The sequence below is a fragment of the Williamsia sp. CHRR-6 genome (assembly GCF_018474015.1).
In the GTDB taxonomy this organism is placed as follows: domain Bacteria; phylum Actinomycetota; class Actinomycetes; order Mycobacteriales; family Mycobacteriaceae; genus Williamsia_A.
In genome coordinates, this window is the sequence record NZ_JAHCSG010000002.1 from 233,245 (window position 1) to 246,896 (window position 13,652).

Annotated in this window: 14 protein-coding genes; 8 read left to right on the plus strand and 6 right to left on the minus strand. The window is 67.2% G+C overall.

Translation table 11 applies throughout. The annotated features are described in order from the left end of the window. Positions 1-76 precede the first annotated feature (76 nt). From KIK15_RS07000 to KIK15_RS07020, 5 genes are all read left to right on the plus strand, one after another. On the plus strand, positions 77-253 hold the full coding sequence (locus tag KIK15_RS07000) for an antitoxin (protein WP_214243474.1): 177 nt from the start codon (positions 77-79) through the stop codon (positions 251-253). A gap of 45 nt (positions 254-298) precedes the next feature. After that, positions 299-1,642: a lipase family protein gene (locus KIK15_RS07005; RefSeq protein WP_214243475.1), complete on the plus strand. Its 1,344-nt coding sequence runs from the start codon at positions 299-301 to the stop codon at positions 1,640-1,642. A 10-nt stretch (positions 1,643-1,652) separates the two neighbouring features. After that, positions 1,653-2,093 carry an SRPBCC family protein gene (locus tag KIK15_RS07010; protein WP_214243476.1) on the plus strand — a complete coding sequence of 147 codons (441 nt, stop codon included), beginning with the start codon at positions 1,653-1,655 and terminating at the stop codon, positions 2,091-2,093. Positions 2,094-2,141: 48 nt separating this feature from the next. Further along, positions 2,142-3,824 (plus strand): substrate-binding and VWA domain-containing protein, encoded by a 1,683-nt coding sequence (locus KIK15_RS07015; RefSeq protein WP_214243477.1) that lies wholly within the window; start codon positions 2,142-2,144, stop codon positions 3,822-3,824. 215 nt (positions 3,825-4,039) lie between these two features. Continuing rightward, entirely contained in the window at positions 4,040-5,818 is a 1,779-nt protein-coding gene (locus KIK15_RS07020; protein WP_214243478.1) for an AMP-binding protein, read from the plus strand. On the opposite strand, the gene KIK15_RS07025 is transcribed toward KIK15_RS07020, so the two are convergent. The 3 genes from KIK15_RS07025 to KIK15_RS07035 form a co-directional block, all read right to left on the minus strand. Beyond that, positions 5,781-6,206 carry a DoxX family membrane protein gene (locus KIK15_RS07025; RefSeq protein ID WP_214243479.1) on the minus strand — a complete coding sequence of 142 codons (426 nt, stop codon included), beginning with the start codon at positions 6,204-6,206 and terminating at the stop codon, positions 5,781-5,783. The two genes, KIK15_RS07020 and KIK15_RS07025, sit on opposite strands and share 38 nt — an antisense overlap. A gap of 114 nt (positions 6,207-6,320) precedes the next feature. Next, positions 6,321-8,492 (minus strand): glutamine synthetase III, encoded by a 2,172-nt coding sequence (locus tag KIK15_RS07030; RefSeq protein ID WP_214243480.1) that lies wholly within the window; start codon positions 8,490-8,492, stop codon positions 6,321-6,323. 200 nt (positions 8,493-8,692) lie between these two features. Beyond that, entirely contained in the window at positions 8,693-9,556 is an 864-nt protein-coding gene (locus tag KIK15_RS07035) for a LysR family transcriptional regulator (RefSeq protein WP_214243481.1), read from the minus strand. 69 nt (positions 9,557-9,625) lie between these two features. On the opposite strand from KIK15_RS07035, the gene KIK15_RS07040 reads away from it, so the two are divergent. Beyond that, positions 9,626-10,906, plus strand: coding sequence for a YbfB/YjiJ family MFS transporter (locus KIK15_RS07040; RefSeq protein ID WP_307851775.1), 1,281 nt, complete (start codon positions 9,626-9,628; stop codon positions 10,904-10,906). A 76-nt stretch (positions 10,907-10,982) separates the two neighbouring features. Further along, positions 10,983-11,174, plus strand: a complete 192-nt coding sequence (locus KIK15_RS07045; protein WP_214243483.1) for a hypothetical protein — start codon at positions 10,983-10,985, stop codon at positions 11,172-11,174. 46 nt (positions 11,175-11,220) lie between these two features. On the opposite strand, the gene KIK15_RS07050 is transcribed toward KIK15_RS07045, so the two are convergent. Further along, positions 11,221-11,934, minus strand: coding sequence for a DUF4241 domain-containing protein (locus KIK15_RS07050; protein WP_214243484.1), 714 nt, complete (start codon positions 11,932-11,934; stop codon positions 11,221-11,223). 204 nt (positions 11,935-12,138) lie between these two features. Further along, positions 12,139-12,582 (minus strand): MarR family winged helix-turn-helix transcriptional regulator, encoded by a 444-nt coding sequence (locus KIK15_RS07055; RefSeq protein WP_214243485.1) that lies wholly within the window; start codon positions 12,580-12,582, stop codon positions 12,139-12,141. A gap of 93 nt (positions 12,583-12,675) precedes the next feature. Between KIK15_RS07055 and KIK15_RS07060 the strand changes: the two genes are divergently transcribed. Next, the gene (locus KIK15_RS07060; RefSeq protein ID WP_214243486.1) at positions 12,676-12,951 is read left to right on the plus strand and encodes a hypothetical protein; all 276 of its coding nucleotides are present in this window, start codon (positions 12,676-12,678) and stop codon (positions 12,949-12,951) included. A gap of 61 nt (positions 12,952-13,012) precedes the next feature. Here KIK15_RS07060 and KIK15_RS07065 read toward each other — a convergent pair whose 3' ends face one another. Continuing rightward, positions 13,013-13,225, minus strand: coding sequence for an FGGY-family carbohydrate kinase (locus KIK15_RS07065; protein WP_214243487.1), 213 nt, complete (start codon positions 13,223-13,225; stop codon positions 13,013-13,015). Positions 13,226-13,652 lie beyond the last annotated feature (427 nt).

Below are 13,652 nucleotides of genomic sequence, written 5' to 3' on the forward strand. Positions count from 1 at the left end.
GCGAGGCGAAATTGGGTGTGAGGAGGGAGATACACTAACGGCCCGCACGTCAGAACGTCTCCAGGAGGGGTTTGCCATGAACTTCAAGGATCTGATCAACAAGGCGAAATCGGCCATCAGCAAGAACCCGGGCATCATCGACAAGGGTGCTGACGCCGTGGACAAGGCGACCAAGGGCAAGTACTCCAGCCATGTGGACAAGGGTGCCGAGGCGCTCAAGGACGCCGCCAAGAAGCTCGACGGCCAGAAGTAGCACACGATCGCCCGCATACACCGCACCGCGCCGGCCATCTTTCTGATGGTCGGCGCGGTCCTGCTTTCAGGTGTGCTGGGGGCGGGACTGTTGGCCGGGTGCGCGTCGTCGGATTCCGGTGCCGGACGTTCGACGGCAGGGTCGGCCGCCGCGAACTCTTCGGCCCCGGATTCGTCAGTTCCGGGTTCACCCTCGGGGGCCGCGTTGCCCCCTGCGCCCAGCCCGGCCGAGCGCGGTCAGGTGTTGGCGCGTACAGCGTTCACGCCACAGGCGGGTGGCACGTTGGCGCGCGCGGTCGCCGACGGGGCCACCATCACCCGCATCGTCTATCGCTCGACCGCCGGGTACGCCCCCGGTGACCCGTCGGGCAGCTTCGGTACCGCGGTCTCGGGGATCGTGGCCGTGCCGCCCGGGTCTGCGCCGCCCGGTGGCTGGCCGATCGTCACCTATGGTCACGGGACCACCGGCACTGCACCGGACTGCGGCCCGTCGGTGCACCCCGATCTGCTCGGCTACGACGGCCAGGTGGCCTCTCTGCTCGACGCAGGCTACGTGGTCGCCGCCTCGGACTATCAGGGGCTGGGTCGTCCAGATGCTTTGTTGCCCAGGGGTATCGGGGGCAGCGCGGACGCGACGCAGCCTCATCCCTACATCAACGCGGCCACCGTCGCCTACAACATGATCGACATGGTCCGTGCGGCGCGGGTGGTGGCTCCGGCCGCCGGAGACCGATGGGCCGCGCTTGGGGTGTCGCAGGGCGGACAGGCCGCCTGGGCCGCCGCCGACCGGGCCGCCGACTACGGGTCGGGCCTGCGGTTCGTCGGTGCCGCTGCGCTGGCGCCGGCCGCTGACATCTCGCCGATCGCCGCCGGCTACGACGCGAGACCGTATGTGGCGCCGGGCTACACGTTGTTCCAGTTGGCGTTCATCCCGGTGCTGGTCGACGGATTGCGCGCGGTGTATCCCGACCTGCGGGTGGGCGACTACGTCCGCGGTGGCCTGGCGGCGAACGCCGCGAAGCTGACCACGTGCGGCCCCAACAGCTTCGCGGACAAGGCGGCTGCGCTGAGCGCGTTTCGTCCCGGCGATGCGGCCATCACCTCTCCAGCGGCGTTGCGGACCCTGCACGACATGTTGGCCGCGCAGGCGTTGCCGACGCGACGGGCGGGTGGGCCGCTGTTCGTGGCCTACGGCGACGCCGACGAGATCATCACCTCGGCCTGGACCACCGCAGCGGTTCGACGGGCCTGCGCCCAGGGCGACGTGATCGACTCGGCGTTGGTGCGTGGTCGGGGACATTCGAACCTCGGTCAGGGTCCGGCCGCCGTCGGCTGGATCGGGGACAGGTTTGCGGGGAGACCGGCGCGATCGACGTGTGCGGTCGCCTAATCTCGTCGACATGGCTTCGGTGAAAGACAGCGTCACGTTGACGCAGACCCCAGACGAGGCGTGGAACCACGTGTCGGACCTGACCCGCTTCGACGAGTGGTTGACCATCCACGATGGTTGGCGCAGTGCGGTTCCTGCTCCAGGCGAACTCGAGAAGGGGCTCGAGGTGGTCTCGGTGGTGTCGGTGAAAGGCACCCGGGTTCGGGTGCAGTGGGTCATCGACGTCTTCGACCCTCCCCGGACGGTGACCCTGATCGGCAACGGCAAGGGTGGCGTGAAGATAAAGCTGGCTCTCAAGGTGCGTCCGGAGGGCTCGGGTTCGCAGGTCGAGTTCGATGTCGACATGGGTGGATTGCCGCTGATGGGTCCCGCGGGGCGGGTGGCGGCGAAGATGCTGCGCTCGGACCTCGACGACTCCCTGCGGCGCTTCCGCGAATTGTTCGACGCCTAGACGACTCCGCTACGATCCGGACAAACAAGACAGACGGGTACTGATTTCATGGGACGCCATCACGCTGCCGGTGAGCCTTCGAGTGGACCTCCGACAGGCTCGTTCGCGGGTGCCTCCTACCGCCAACGGAAACCGCGCCGCGGCGCGATCTTCGCGGCGTTGCTGGTGGTGGTTGTGCTGGTGGCGGGCGGCGTGGTGTGGAAGACGGTGTTCGACAGCTCGGGCCCCGACTGCTCCACACGTACCTCCATCGCCATCGCGTCCGACCCCGCCATGACCGAACCGCTCAAGTCGTTGGCCACCGACATCTCCTCGGACACCTGCTACGACTACTCGGTGGTCGCCATCTCTGGCGCCAACATCGCCGGGCAGTTGACCCGCGGCGATCAAGCCCCCGACCTGTGGGTGGCCGACTCGACTGATCGCGCCGATTCGGTGACCAAGCGGGCCGGGCTGCCCACCGACATCGTCGTCAAATCCATCGCGTCGAGCCCCGTGGTCGTGGCCGGCACCGATCTGCCCAAGGTCGAGAGCTGGTTGCAGGTGATGAAGCTGCCCGGTCTGCGAATCGGCAGTCCGGTGGAGTCCAGCGTGGGCAGTACCCCGATCGTCGGATCGCTGTCGGCGGTGGAGAAGGGCACGCTGACCCGCAAGGACCTGTTGGACGCGATGACCATCTTGGCGGTGCAGCAGGGCAACCTGCGTGGCGCCGACGACAGCGAGGACGCTCGCGTGCTGGCCGCCGATCAGGGCACCACCCCGATCGTCACCACCGAGCAGGTGCTGCGCAGCTACGTGGCGGCGCATCCCTCCTCGAAACTCAAGGCCGAGGTGCCGCCGGAAGGCACCACCTATCTGGACTATCCGATGGTGGTCACCGCGAGCGCGGCCAAGCGTGATGCCGCCCGCACCGCCGCCGAGGTCTTCGCCAAGCGGGCGGCCGCCGCGAGCGGAATCGAGCGGCTCAACGCGGCCGGTTTCCGCGGACCCACCTCGGCGCCGCTGCCCTCGGGCGGAGTGGGACAGCCGCCTCGGCTCGCGCTCAAGGACGCCGACCTCGAGACCAAGACCCTGCGCCAGTGGACCGTGCTCGGCGAGCCGATCCGCACCCTGGTGGTCATGGACGTGTCGGGGTCGATGAACGAGAAAGTGGGTGGCAAGACCCGAGCCGAACTGCTGGTTCAGGCCGCGCTGACCGGAAACAAGTTGTTCCCCAACAACACTGCGTTGGGGATGTGGTTCTTCTCCATCGACAAGGGGGGCCCCGGGCAGCCGTGGGTGGAGGTGGCCCCGATCGCGCGGGAGGACTCGGTACGTCCCGACGGCCGCACCCAACGCGAGTTCCTCAACAGCCAAGCGAACGGATTCGAACGCTACATCGGTGGCGGCACCGGGCTGTACAACACCACGCTGGCCGCGTTCAAGAAGGTGCAGGACACCTACGATCCGAACTACTCCAACAGCGTCATCATCCTCACCGACGGCCGCGACGAGGACCCCGCCAGCATCGGGTTGAACAAGCTGCTGGCCGAGTTGAAGTCGTTGCAGGACCCCGCGCGGCCCATCGACATCATCACCATCGGCATCTCGGCCGATGTCGACGCCGATGCTCTGCAGAAGATCGCCGACGCCGGACGGGCGGGAGCCAGCTTCATCACCAAGGACCCGTCAGAGATCCCGTCGGTCTTCGTCGACGCCATCCAGATCCGCGTGGCCGCCGCCGGGCGTTGACCGAGGTAACGATCGCGCCCTGAGCAGCGATGACATGAACGATCCCAGCGGCTCTGGCGTGTCGCTGGGAGGATTTCCATATCGTGTTCCCGACCAATCCGGCTTACTTTGGTCTCCGAACTACCTTGTATCGACCGGCCGTGTTCAGGTGTTTTGCTGCGTCGACACAGTTGCCGATCGCGTCACAGATCGGCCGACAGTGAGGAGAGGTGTCCATGGCGCCGGACGCCCACAAACCGCGTCTCGACCCGAGCGTCGTCGCTGCGCAATTGCGTGCCGAGTTCACCGCATCCGGCACCAGTGCCGAGGTCCGGGAGCTGCCGGATCGCACCGCCGCCGCCGTGTTCGCGATCGCGCAATCGGTTCGAATCGACCCCGTCGACTTCGTCGCCACCGCGTTCGCGGCCTGGATGGTCGGCGGGACCGATGCGCCGGTGGTCAGGGTCCGCGTGCAGACGTGCAGTGGTGTGAAGACCGATGTGGAACTGTCCACCGAGACCTGTGTGACGGTGGCTGATGCGCTGGCTGCGGTCTCGGCGCAGATGCGGTTGCTCAGCGGCAACGCCACCGCCGACCCCAGTGTCGTGCCCACCGTGGTCGTTGTCGTGGTCGACGGCATCGTCTGCGGCGTGGACGTCGACCGAGTGGGCGGCGCAGACCAGTTCACCGCGTACCTGGCGCGTTTTCTCGACGCCGACCCGGACGCTGCGCTGCACACGATCGCGTCCGCACACGCCGCCGAGCACACCGCCATGGTCGATGCGATCAACGCGACCGATGAGCTGATGGTGCCCGCGACCCTCGAGGACCTGATCTCGGTGGGCCTGACCCGAGACGACGACCGTTTGGCCGTGGCCGATCGGCGTCCCGGTCCTGCTCGAGGTCATCTCTACCCGCGTGAGCTCACCCACGGCGAGCTGGACTGCCACGTCAACCAGCTGACCCGGCGGCTGCTGTGCTCAGGTATCGGCCCCGAGACGCTTGTCGGTGTGTTGGTCGCCGACCCCGTGGCCGGCACGGTCGCGGTGCTGGCGGTGTTGCGGGCTGGAGGCGTGGTGGTCCCCATCGCTGCCGGCTCGGCGCCGGAGGTGATCGTCGCGGCCGTACGGGCGGCCGGGGTGACCGTGCTGGTCTCGGATTGCCTTCCCGCGGGTTCGGCACTGGACCCCGACGGTGGCCAGGCCACAGCGCCGTCCGGGGTCCCGAGCAACCCGATCGACGCCGTCATCGACCGATTGCTCGATGTTCGCGCCGATGTGCTTCCACCGTGGGTGGACGTGGTCTCCATCGATCCCGTGGAGCTCAGCGAGTTCCCCGACGACCCGGTGGTGGCGGGGGAACTGTCGGCGCCGCTGCGGCTGCAGAATCTGGCGTTCGTGTTCGACGGCGCCTACGGGACCGCCGGTCTCAGTCACGCGGCCTTGGCGCATCGGATCCAGACCCTCGGTGCCCCTCTGGTTGCCGGCGCCGACACCGTGATCGGGGTCGATGCTGGTGCGGCCTGTTGGACCTGGCAGATCATCGCGCCGTTGGCGGCCGGGGCCGGGGTGATCTTCACCGAACCGACGGCCGAGTGCGTGGCCGATCCTGCCGGCGCCACTCATGGAGTGGCCGAGATGTCTGGTGGCGCGGTGCACGTGGCCGCCAGTGGGCGTGTCCGGCCCACGTGGAACACGGCGGTCTACATCTTGGACTCCTCGCTCCGGTCGGTGCCCGGCGGCGTGGCCGGTGACCTGTACGTGGCCAGCCCGCACCTGGCGCGCGGCTACACCGATCGACGCGCCCACACCGCAGAACGCTTCGTGGCCGATCCGTTCCGTCCTGGCGGCCGTATGTACCGGACCGGAGCCCAAGCCCGCTGGAACCTCGATGGCACGATGGAAACCGTTGGTGGCGAGGCGAGTTCGGTTGCCTCGGTGGTGGCGGGCGCTATTCCCGCCATCGATCCGCGGGCCGTCAGCGCGCGGCGCGCAGCGCAGACCAGGCGCCGCTAGACCACAGCGCCCACGCGATCAGCACCGGCTGAAAGAACAACCGGATGAACCGGGCCCGGTCGCTGGTGAGCCCGAACGCGTCGCGGTGGTGTACCCACTGGGCGATGTTGCCCGGGAAGATGGCGACGAAGAAGGCGGCCAGCAGCAGGCCCACGATCGCGCGCCGGTTCTTCAGGAAGATCAGCGAGGTACCCAGTGCGATCTCCACCCCACCCGAGGCCAGCACGGTTACGTCGGTGGGCAGCGGGACGAAGTCGGGTACCTGCGCGGAGAACTCCTCGCGCGCGAAGGTGAGGTGGCTGATGCCGGCGAAGGTCATGAACGAACCGAGGGCGACACGTGCGATGGTGCGGGGTGTGGTCTCGGGGCTCGAATCGACAAGGGTCATGGTGGGCTCAAGTCTGCAACGGCGGCAATAATTCCGACATGGCTCACCACCACACCGGCGGCGAGCAGGAATCCCTGCCCGCCGCCGGTGATCGAGTCGACCGAGTCGATTGCTCTACAGGATGGTCAGCATCTCGTTGTAGGTGGGCAGCGGCCACAGGTCGTCGGCGACCTGTCCCTCCAGGGTGTCGGCGGCCGCGCGCACCGCAGCCATGGCTGGTATCAGGGTCTCCAGACCGTACGTGGCCTCCTCCAACTCGCCCTCGCCGTGGAATCCGCTGATCCCGGCGTTCAGGGTCGCCAGCGCGGAGGTGAGCGCGCCGATGGTCTCGGTCAGCTCGCCCAGCAGCGGCGTGGGCGAGTCGATGCCGGCCGCTGTGAGATTGGCGGCGATGCCGGCCAGTTCACCCTGGTAGCGCAGGGCCGCGGGCAGGATCATCGTGGTCGCGATCTCGGCGGTCTCCTTGGCCTCCACCAGCAGGCACAGCGCGTACTGCTCGAGGATGACGTCCTTGCGGGCCTCGAGTTCACGCGCTGAGAGCACGCCGTAGCGCTCGAAGAGTTCTTCGTTCTCCTTCTCGGCCATGAACGGGATGGCGTCGACGGTGGTCCGCAGGTTCAGCAGCCCGCGCGCGGCGGCCTCGTCCTGCCAGGCCTGCGCATAGCCGTCGCCGTTGAAGATGACCGCACCGTGGTCGAGGATGACCTGCTGCAACACCTTCTGCACGGCCGCGTTGAACTCGGTGCCGTCGGCGGTGGCCTTCTCCAACTCGGTGGCCAGGTAGTCGATCGAGTCGGCCAGGATGGTGTTGATGGCCACCATCGGGTCCGAGATCGACTGGTTGGAACCGGGTGCTCGGAACTCGAAGCGGTTGCCGGTGAACGCAAACGGGCTGGTGCGGTTGCGGTCGCCCGGATCGGCTTTCATCGGGGGCAGTGAGTCGACACCGAGTTCGAGAACTCCGGCCTGCTTGGATCCGGTGGCGCCGCCCTTGGCGATCTGATCGAAGACATCCATCAACTGCTCGCCGAGGAAGATCGAGATGATCGCCGGCGGTGCCTCGTTGGCCCCGAGGCGGTGATCGTTGCTGGCCGAGGCGACCGACGCGCGCAGCAGGCCCCCATACTTGTGGACGCCGCGGATGATCGCCGCGCAGAACACCAGGAACTGCACGTTCTCGTGTGGGGTGTCGCCGGGGTTGAGCAGGTTGCCCTGGTTGCCGTTGCCGAGGGAGAAGTTGACGTGCTTGCCCGAGCCGTTGACGCCGGCGAACGGCTTCTCGTGCAGCAGACAGGTCATGCCGTGGCGTTCGGCCACCTTCTTCATCAGCGTCATCATCAGCTGTTGGTGATCGTGGGCCAGCACCGAGCGCTCGAAAACCGGGGCCAGCTCGAACTGGCCGGGGGCAACCTCGTTGTGTCGGGTCTTGGACGGGATGCCGTACTTGAACAACTCCCGGTCCAGATCGATCATGTACGCCAGCACCCGATCGGGGATGGCGCCGAAGTAGTGGTCGTCGAACTCCTGACCCTTGGACGGCTTGGCGCCGAACAGGGTGCGCGCGCTGGTCATGATGTCGGGGCGCGCGTAAAAGAAGTGCTCGTCGATGAGGAAGTACTCCTGCTCGGCACCGGCGTAGGACACCACGGTGTCGACGTCGTTGTGGCCGAACAGCTTCAGCAGCCGCATGGCCTGCTTGCTCATCGCCTGCTGGCTGCGCAGCAACGGGGTCTTCTTGTCCAGGGCTTCACCGGTCCACGAGATGAAGACGGTGGGAATGCACAGGGTGTTGCCGTTGGGGTTCTCCAGGATGTACGCGGGGCTGGTCACGTCCCAGCCGGTGTAGCCGCGCGCCTCGAATGTGCCGCGCAGGCCGCCGTTGGGGAAGCTCGAGGCGTCGGGCTCGCCCTGCAGCAGTGTCTTGCCCGCGAACTCGGCCAGCGACGCGCCGGAGGAGTCGGGCTCCAGGAACGAGTCGTGCTTCTCGGCGGTGAAACCGGTGAGCGGATAGAAGACGTGCGCGTAGTGTGAGGCGCCCTTCTCGATGGCCCAGTCCTTCATGGCGTTGGCCACGGCGTCGGCGACGGCGGGATCGAGCGGCGCGCCCTCGTCGATGGTGGCGGCAACCTTCTTGTAGACGTTCTTGGGCAGCCGGGCCTTCATGACCGACTTGCTGAAGACATTGATGCCGAACAGGTCGGCCAGCGGGACGTCGGTCGCGGTCGCCGCGACCTTGAACTTGGTCACCGCGTCGATGGCCTGACGGCGGGAAAGGCTGCCACTCATGGGTCACTCCTGGATATCCGATCCCCCCGGTTGGGAAGGATTCTCGTGAGGCAAAGCTCAGGTGACGGTATGGGTGTGGTGTCGCCGGGGCGTTTCGGACATGTGACGCCCATGAAACGTGGCCGATCGACGCGTCGGCGGCATACGCAGCGAACCGAAAGTTGTTCGCAGCGCTAGCGAATCACGCGGGAAACCGAAGTCTAGACGCTTGGGGCGAGGTCGGCGATCGCTGCCCGCGCGGCCTCGACGAAGGCCTCGATGGAGCGTAGGCGGGCACTGTGCGTGCGCCACACCAGATGTACTGGGGCCGTAGGTATTCCATCGATGTCGCGGTAGGCCACCTGCGGGTGGCGCATTCGGTCTCGGGCCACCTCGGGCGTGGCGCCGATCCCGCGGCCGGCCGCGATCAGCTCGATCCATTCGTCGAAGTTGTTGCACTGCACGATGGTTCTCCTCGGGTCCGGGTGCTCCCAGGAGTCGGCCCGGGTGGTACCCGAGCGCACGTTGACCACCACCGGTTCGCCGGCGAGATCATCCCAGTGCAGATCGGGTCGGGTGGCCAGCTCTGAGTCGGCGGCCACGGCCAGCATCCGGCGTTCGGTGGTGGCCAGGGTGGCCGAGAGTTCGGCCATGGGGCGCAACGGTTGTCGGGTGATGGCGATGTCCACCTCGCCGGTGGCCACCGCGTCGGTGGGGTCGTCGCAGCGGCGGATCTCGGTGCGCAGGCCGCGATCGGTGAGGGTGCGGGCGGCGGGACCGAACCATTCCGGCAGCAACCATGCGAACCCGATGCGCAGGGCCGCAGTGGCTTTGAGCTGGGTGGTGACCGTGTCGAGGTCGCCGAGGATGCGTCGGCTGTGCTCGGCCAGCGCGGCGCCGGACTCGGTGAGGGTCACCGAACGGGAGGTGCGCTGGACCAGGGTGGCGTCGAGGAGGCGTTCGAGCTGTTGGATGGTGCGGGTGAGCGCAGGTTGCCCGATGTGCAGGTCGGCGGCGGCGCGGGTGTAGTTGCGATGCTCGGCCAGGGCGACGAAGGCCCGTAGATGCCGCAACTCGAGATTCATGCTTGCTGAGCATAGTCGATGTTCAGTCGGCATTTCTGTTCCCCGTCCAGGCTGGTTAGCGTCGATCCGGTGAATCCACTTCTTGCTCGCGAACAGCGGGTCGCCTGGGCGGGGGCTGCCGGACTGGTCGCCGCGATGGGCGTCGGGCGATTCGCCTTCACCCCACTGCTGCCGTTGATGACCGACGCCGGTGCCATCGATCACTCGCAGGGGGCGATGATCGCCACCGCCAACTACGCCGGGTATCTGCTGGGTGCGGTGGCGTTGTCGATCCGCCCGGGGATCAACACCTCTGCGCACCTGCGTGTGTGGGCGGTGGCGTTGGTGGCCAGCGAGCTGGCCATGGCAATGGTCAGTGGCGTGGCGGCGTTCGCGGTGGCGCGGCTGGTGGCCGGGGTGGCCAGTGCGGTCATCTTCGTGGGGTGTCTGTCGACGGTGGCCGCAGCGCGGCGGCGCGGTGCGTCGTCGAGCCTGGCGTTCTCCGGGGTGGGTGTCGGGATAGTCATCAGCGGTGTGGTCGCGTCGGTGGCCGGCCCAGTGTTGACTTGGCGGGAGATGTGGGTGCTGGCCGCGGTCATCACTGCGCTGGTGTTGACGCCGGTGGCGATGCTGCGGATACGTCCCGAAGGCGCGAGAGTTGTTGCGCCACAGCATGGTGGCACGAGATCACATGCGGTGGCGTGGCGGTTGCTGCTGGTCACGTATTTCCTGGAGGGCCTGGGATACATCGTCATCGGCACCTTCTTGGTCGCCGCCATATCCGGGGAGGCACGCGGCTCGGGCGCCGATGGCGCCGGCCCGCTTGCGTGGATCGTGGTCGGGGTGTTCGCCGTGCCCGCGGTGCTGTTCTGGTCGTGGGTGTCGCAGCGGTTGGGGGCGCACCGGACGTTGGGGGCCGCACTGGGAGTGCAGGTGGTGGCGGCGGTGTTGCCTGCGGTGTCGCCGTCGCCGGTGGCGGCGATGGTCGCGGCCGCCCTGTTCGGTGGGACCTTCATCGGGATCGTGTCGGTGGCGATGACAGTCGGTGCGCAACTGCCCGTCGCGCGCACCGCAGCCATCCTGACCGCGGTGTACGGGGTGGGTCAGATGCTGGGACCGCTGGTGGTGGCACCGGTGTTGGGGTCGTCGTTCACCCTTGCGTTCGCCATCGCTGCGGTGGTGCTGACGGTGGCGACCGCAGCTGCGATCGGGGTTGCGATCACCATGCCGGGTCCGGCGTCCTCGGATCCGATCCTGCAGGTCGCCTCAGCGCACCTGGTAGCTGAAATACCGGGCGATCCAGTTGGCGGCCGGCTGGGTGAGCCCGGGGTTGACCTCTTGCAGCCGACGTTCCATGAATCGCTGCGCTGAAGCGAGATTGGTGGTCTCCCAGTCGATCTCGTCTTCGAGATGGCCTGTCTGATCCATCAAGTCGGCCACGGCGGCGATGATGCGACCGCCGAAGGAGGCGCCGAACTTCTTGGCCACCAGCTCAGGGGTGATGCCGGGACCGCCGGTGGTGTGGTGGCTGTTCTCGAAAGCCCAGACGATCCCACGATCAAGCGGCTTGTCGATCTTCTTCTTGGAATCTTGGTCGGCGTCGATCGTTCAACGGTACGCCTGGCTGATCTGGTCGTGACAGGCGTGGTGCGTCACGGGGTCGTGTGCGCATGCAACGGTCGGCGTCAGGCCACGTCGGAGCGACCGGCCTCGGCATCCGCTTCGTCTTCGTCGTCTTCGTCGTTGTCGTCGTCTTCGGAGTACTCGCCGAGGACCTCGAGATCGATGTGCAGTCCGGTCAGGGTGCCGTTCTCGGCGAAGCTGGCGATGACCGGGAACAGTCCGTCGCCCCAACCGGAGTGGGCCAGGGTCACGTTCTCGCCGTTGTTTGCGGTCGGCAGTGCGATGTTGGCGACCCCCTCGAAGTAGTGGTCGGGGGAGTCCATCAGGTCGAACCAGGCGTCGTCACCCTCTTCGAACACCTCCTGCCAGTCGGTGTCGGAATCCACTGCAGTGGTGGCGGCTTCGGAGTCGACGAAGGCCACGGTGCCCGCGTCGACCCCCACGCAGTACAGATTTTCGCCGGAGGTGTCCTCGACGCCGTCGGGCACGGCGGGCTCCACGCGTACGATCTCGGCTTCGGAGAGGATGAGGCTGAGGTAGGCCTCACGCAGGTGACTACCGTCCTTCTCGTCGGAGACGTCGGCGATGGTGACCCGCACCGGGTGCTGTCCGATCGGGACGGCGAACCGATCGCCCTCGCCCAGAGCCGCGAACGGATCGCAAGCAGTCACGAAACCGGAAGTCACGGTCAGGGTTCCGATGTCACGCACGGTGGTGGGAGCTTCGCCTTCGCCGAACGGGGCGGTGGGGGTCTGGAGTGCATGGAATCCGGGCATGCGGCCGATCTTCGCACAGCGCCCCCCGTGCCGACGTTGCGTTGATGAATGCTCGGCGACGCGCGAGTGAACGAGTCACCCACCCAACCCGTCGACTGGGCGGAAAACCGGCGTCGACTGGGCGGAAATCCCCGTCGACTGGGCGGAAAACCGGCGTCGGTTGGGCGGAAATCCCCGTCGACTGGGCGGAAGATTGGATCAGCGTTACTCGGTGAGGGCTCTACTGAAGCGCTCCAGCCCGTCGACGAAGGCGTCGGCCACCCCGTCGGGCCAATCGGCCATCGACGCCTCGATGGTCGCGGCCATCCGTGACCGGATGCCCCGGATCACGCTGCGGCCGCGCGGGGTCAGTTGTAGCAACCAGGCGCGGGCGTCGGCGGGATCGACGTCGCGGGTGAGCAATCCGGCAGTCTCCAGCGCCGCGGCATGTCTACTCGCAACCGTCCGATCTGTACCGACATGGATGGCGATGTCGGCGGCGCTGATCGGCCCGAACCGTGCGACCGCGCTCAGAACGGGATAACGCACCGTGTCGACGATGTCGGCGACCGGTGCGAGCGCCGGTGCATAGAGCTGTTCCCGAGTCGATCGCGCGAGCAATGTGACCAGCGCCGCCTCCACGCGTTGACCTGCTGTCGGTGTCGCCATTCGTCGAGCCTATCAATAAGCGTGCACCGTGCGCGCGTATCGGCTAGCGTGGTTTTAGCGTGCATCGTGCACGCAATTGCCAGAAAGGAAGACATGCCGGCTCAATCAGGGGTGGTTCGCCCCGCAGACGTACTCCCGCTCGGTGCCAGCTCAGCCATCTGTGATGGTCAGCGTATTCGGACGGGCACGGTGGCCGCGTTCGTACGCAACGCCCAGGCACTGCGCAGGTGTCCAGCCGAATCTGCCGAACACGCAGCGATCAGGGCTGAGCTGGTCCGACTCGCGCCGGCGCTACGGGCGATCGGGGTGTTCGACGTCTTCACCCCCACCGACCGTGAGATCGCGGCGATGATCGCGTGCGACGGATGATGGCACCGTGGCGTCAGGCTGGATCTCGCTGTACGCGAGGGACATATGTGACGGGTGGATGTCAGTGGCCGATGAGTGCGCGCGCCGCCGCCACATCGTCGGGGATTGCTCCGGCGCGGCGTGCCTGCGTCACCACGTTGCCCACCGCAGATGCCTCCACCGGTCCGGCGATCACGGGCACTCGCGTCGCATCTGCGGTCAACTGACACAGCAGTCGATCCGCCGCCGACGACGTGCACCACCTCGACCGGCCGACCGCTGAGTCGGCTGGCATCTTTGATCGCGCGCGTATGCGGCTGCACGTGAATCTAGCACCACGGAATCAACTTCGGACTGCGCCAGCAACAGCTCGAGATCGCGCTGATGATGGGCCGCCCAGTGCCGCAACGACTTCTGGATGAGCCACATCCCCATCACGTTCCGCAGCGATCGCACCGTCCCCCTGGCGGGTGAGTTCGCGTTGATCGGTTACGACGACATCGAGACGCGGACTCTTACCAGCCGCGGCAGCTGATGTTCCCCCCGACGCTGGTCGTTCGGGAGTCCACGCTGGGTTCGGGTCAGCAGAGCGGGAGTCCGTAGCACCGCACTGGTGCCGGAAACAGTGGGCGAAGTTTGGGGGAGACATCGCGTGCCGGTCGTGATCGCGAGCGCAGGTGTCGATGCGCTGGACGGTAGACTCCTCGGCGTGCGCGTGCTGA

Excerpts from the sequence above, each read along its gene's own strand:
- KIK15_RS07000 (WP_214243474.1), top strand. The coding sequence starts at position 77 with ATGAACTTCAAGGATCTGATCAACAAGGCGAAATCGGCCATCAGCAAG.
- KIK15_RS07020 (WP_214243478.1), top strand. The coding sequence starts at position 4,040 with ATGGCGCCGGACGCCCACAAACCGCGTCTCGACCCGAGCGTCGTCGCT.
- KIK15_RS07030 (WP_214243480.1), bottom strand. The coding sequence starts at position 8,492 with ATGAGTGGCAGCCTTTCCCGCCGTCAGGCCATCGACGCGGTGACCAAG.
- KIK15_RS07005 (WP_214243475.1), top strand. The coding sequence starts at position 299 with ATGGTCGGCGCGGTCCTGCTTTCAGGTGTGCTGGGGGCGGGACTGTTG.
- KIK15_RS07055 (WP_214243485.1), bottom strand. The coding sequence starts at position 12,582 with ATGGCGACACCGACAGCAGGTCAACGCGTGGAGGCGGCGCTGGTCACA.
- KIK15_RS07025 (WP_214243479.1), bottom strand. The coding sequence starts at position 6,206 with ATGACCCTTGTCGATTCGAGCCCCGAGACCACACCCCGCACCATCGCA.
- KIK15_RS07060 (WP_214243486.1), top strand. The coding sequence starts at position 12,676 with ATGCCGGCTCAATCAGGGGTGGTTCGCCCCGCAGACGTACTCCCGCTC.
- KIK15_RS07035 (WP_214243481.1), bottom strand. The coding sequence starts at position 9,556 with ATGAATCTCGAGTTGCGGCATCTACGGGCCTTCGTCGCCCTGGCCGAG.
- KIK15_RS07015 (WP_214243477.1), top strand. The coding sequence starts at position 2,142 with ATGGGACGCCATCACGCTGCCGGTGAGCCTTCGAGTGGACCTCCGACA.
- KIK15_RS07045 (WP_214243483.1), top strand. The coding sequence starts at position 10,983 with ATGATGCGACCGCCGAAGGAGGCGCCGAACTTCTTGGCCACCAGCTCA.
- KIK15_RS07010 (WP_214243476.1), top strand. The coding sequence starts at position 1,653 with ATGGCTTCGGTGAAAGACAGCGTCACGTTGACGCAGACCCCAGACGAG.
- KIK15_RS07065 (WP_214243487.1), bottom strand. The coding sequence starts at position 13,225 with ATGCCAGCCGACTCAGCGGTCGGCCGGTCGAGGTGGTGCACGTCGTCG.
- KIK15_RS07050 (WP_214243484.1), bottom strand. The coding sequence starts at position 11,934 with ATGCCCGGATTCCATGCACTCCAGACCCCCACCGCCCCGTTCGGCGAA.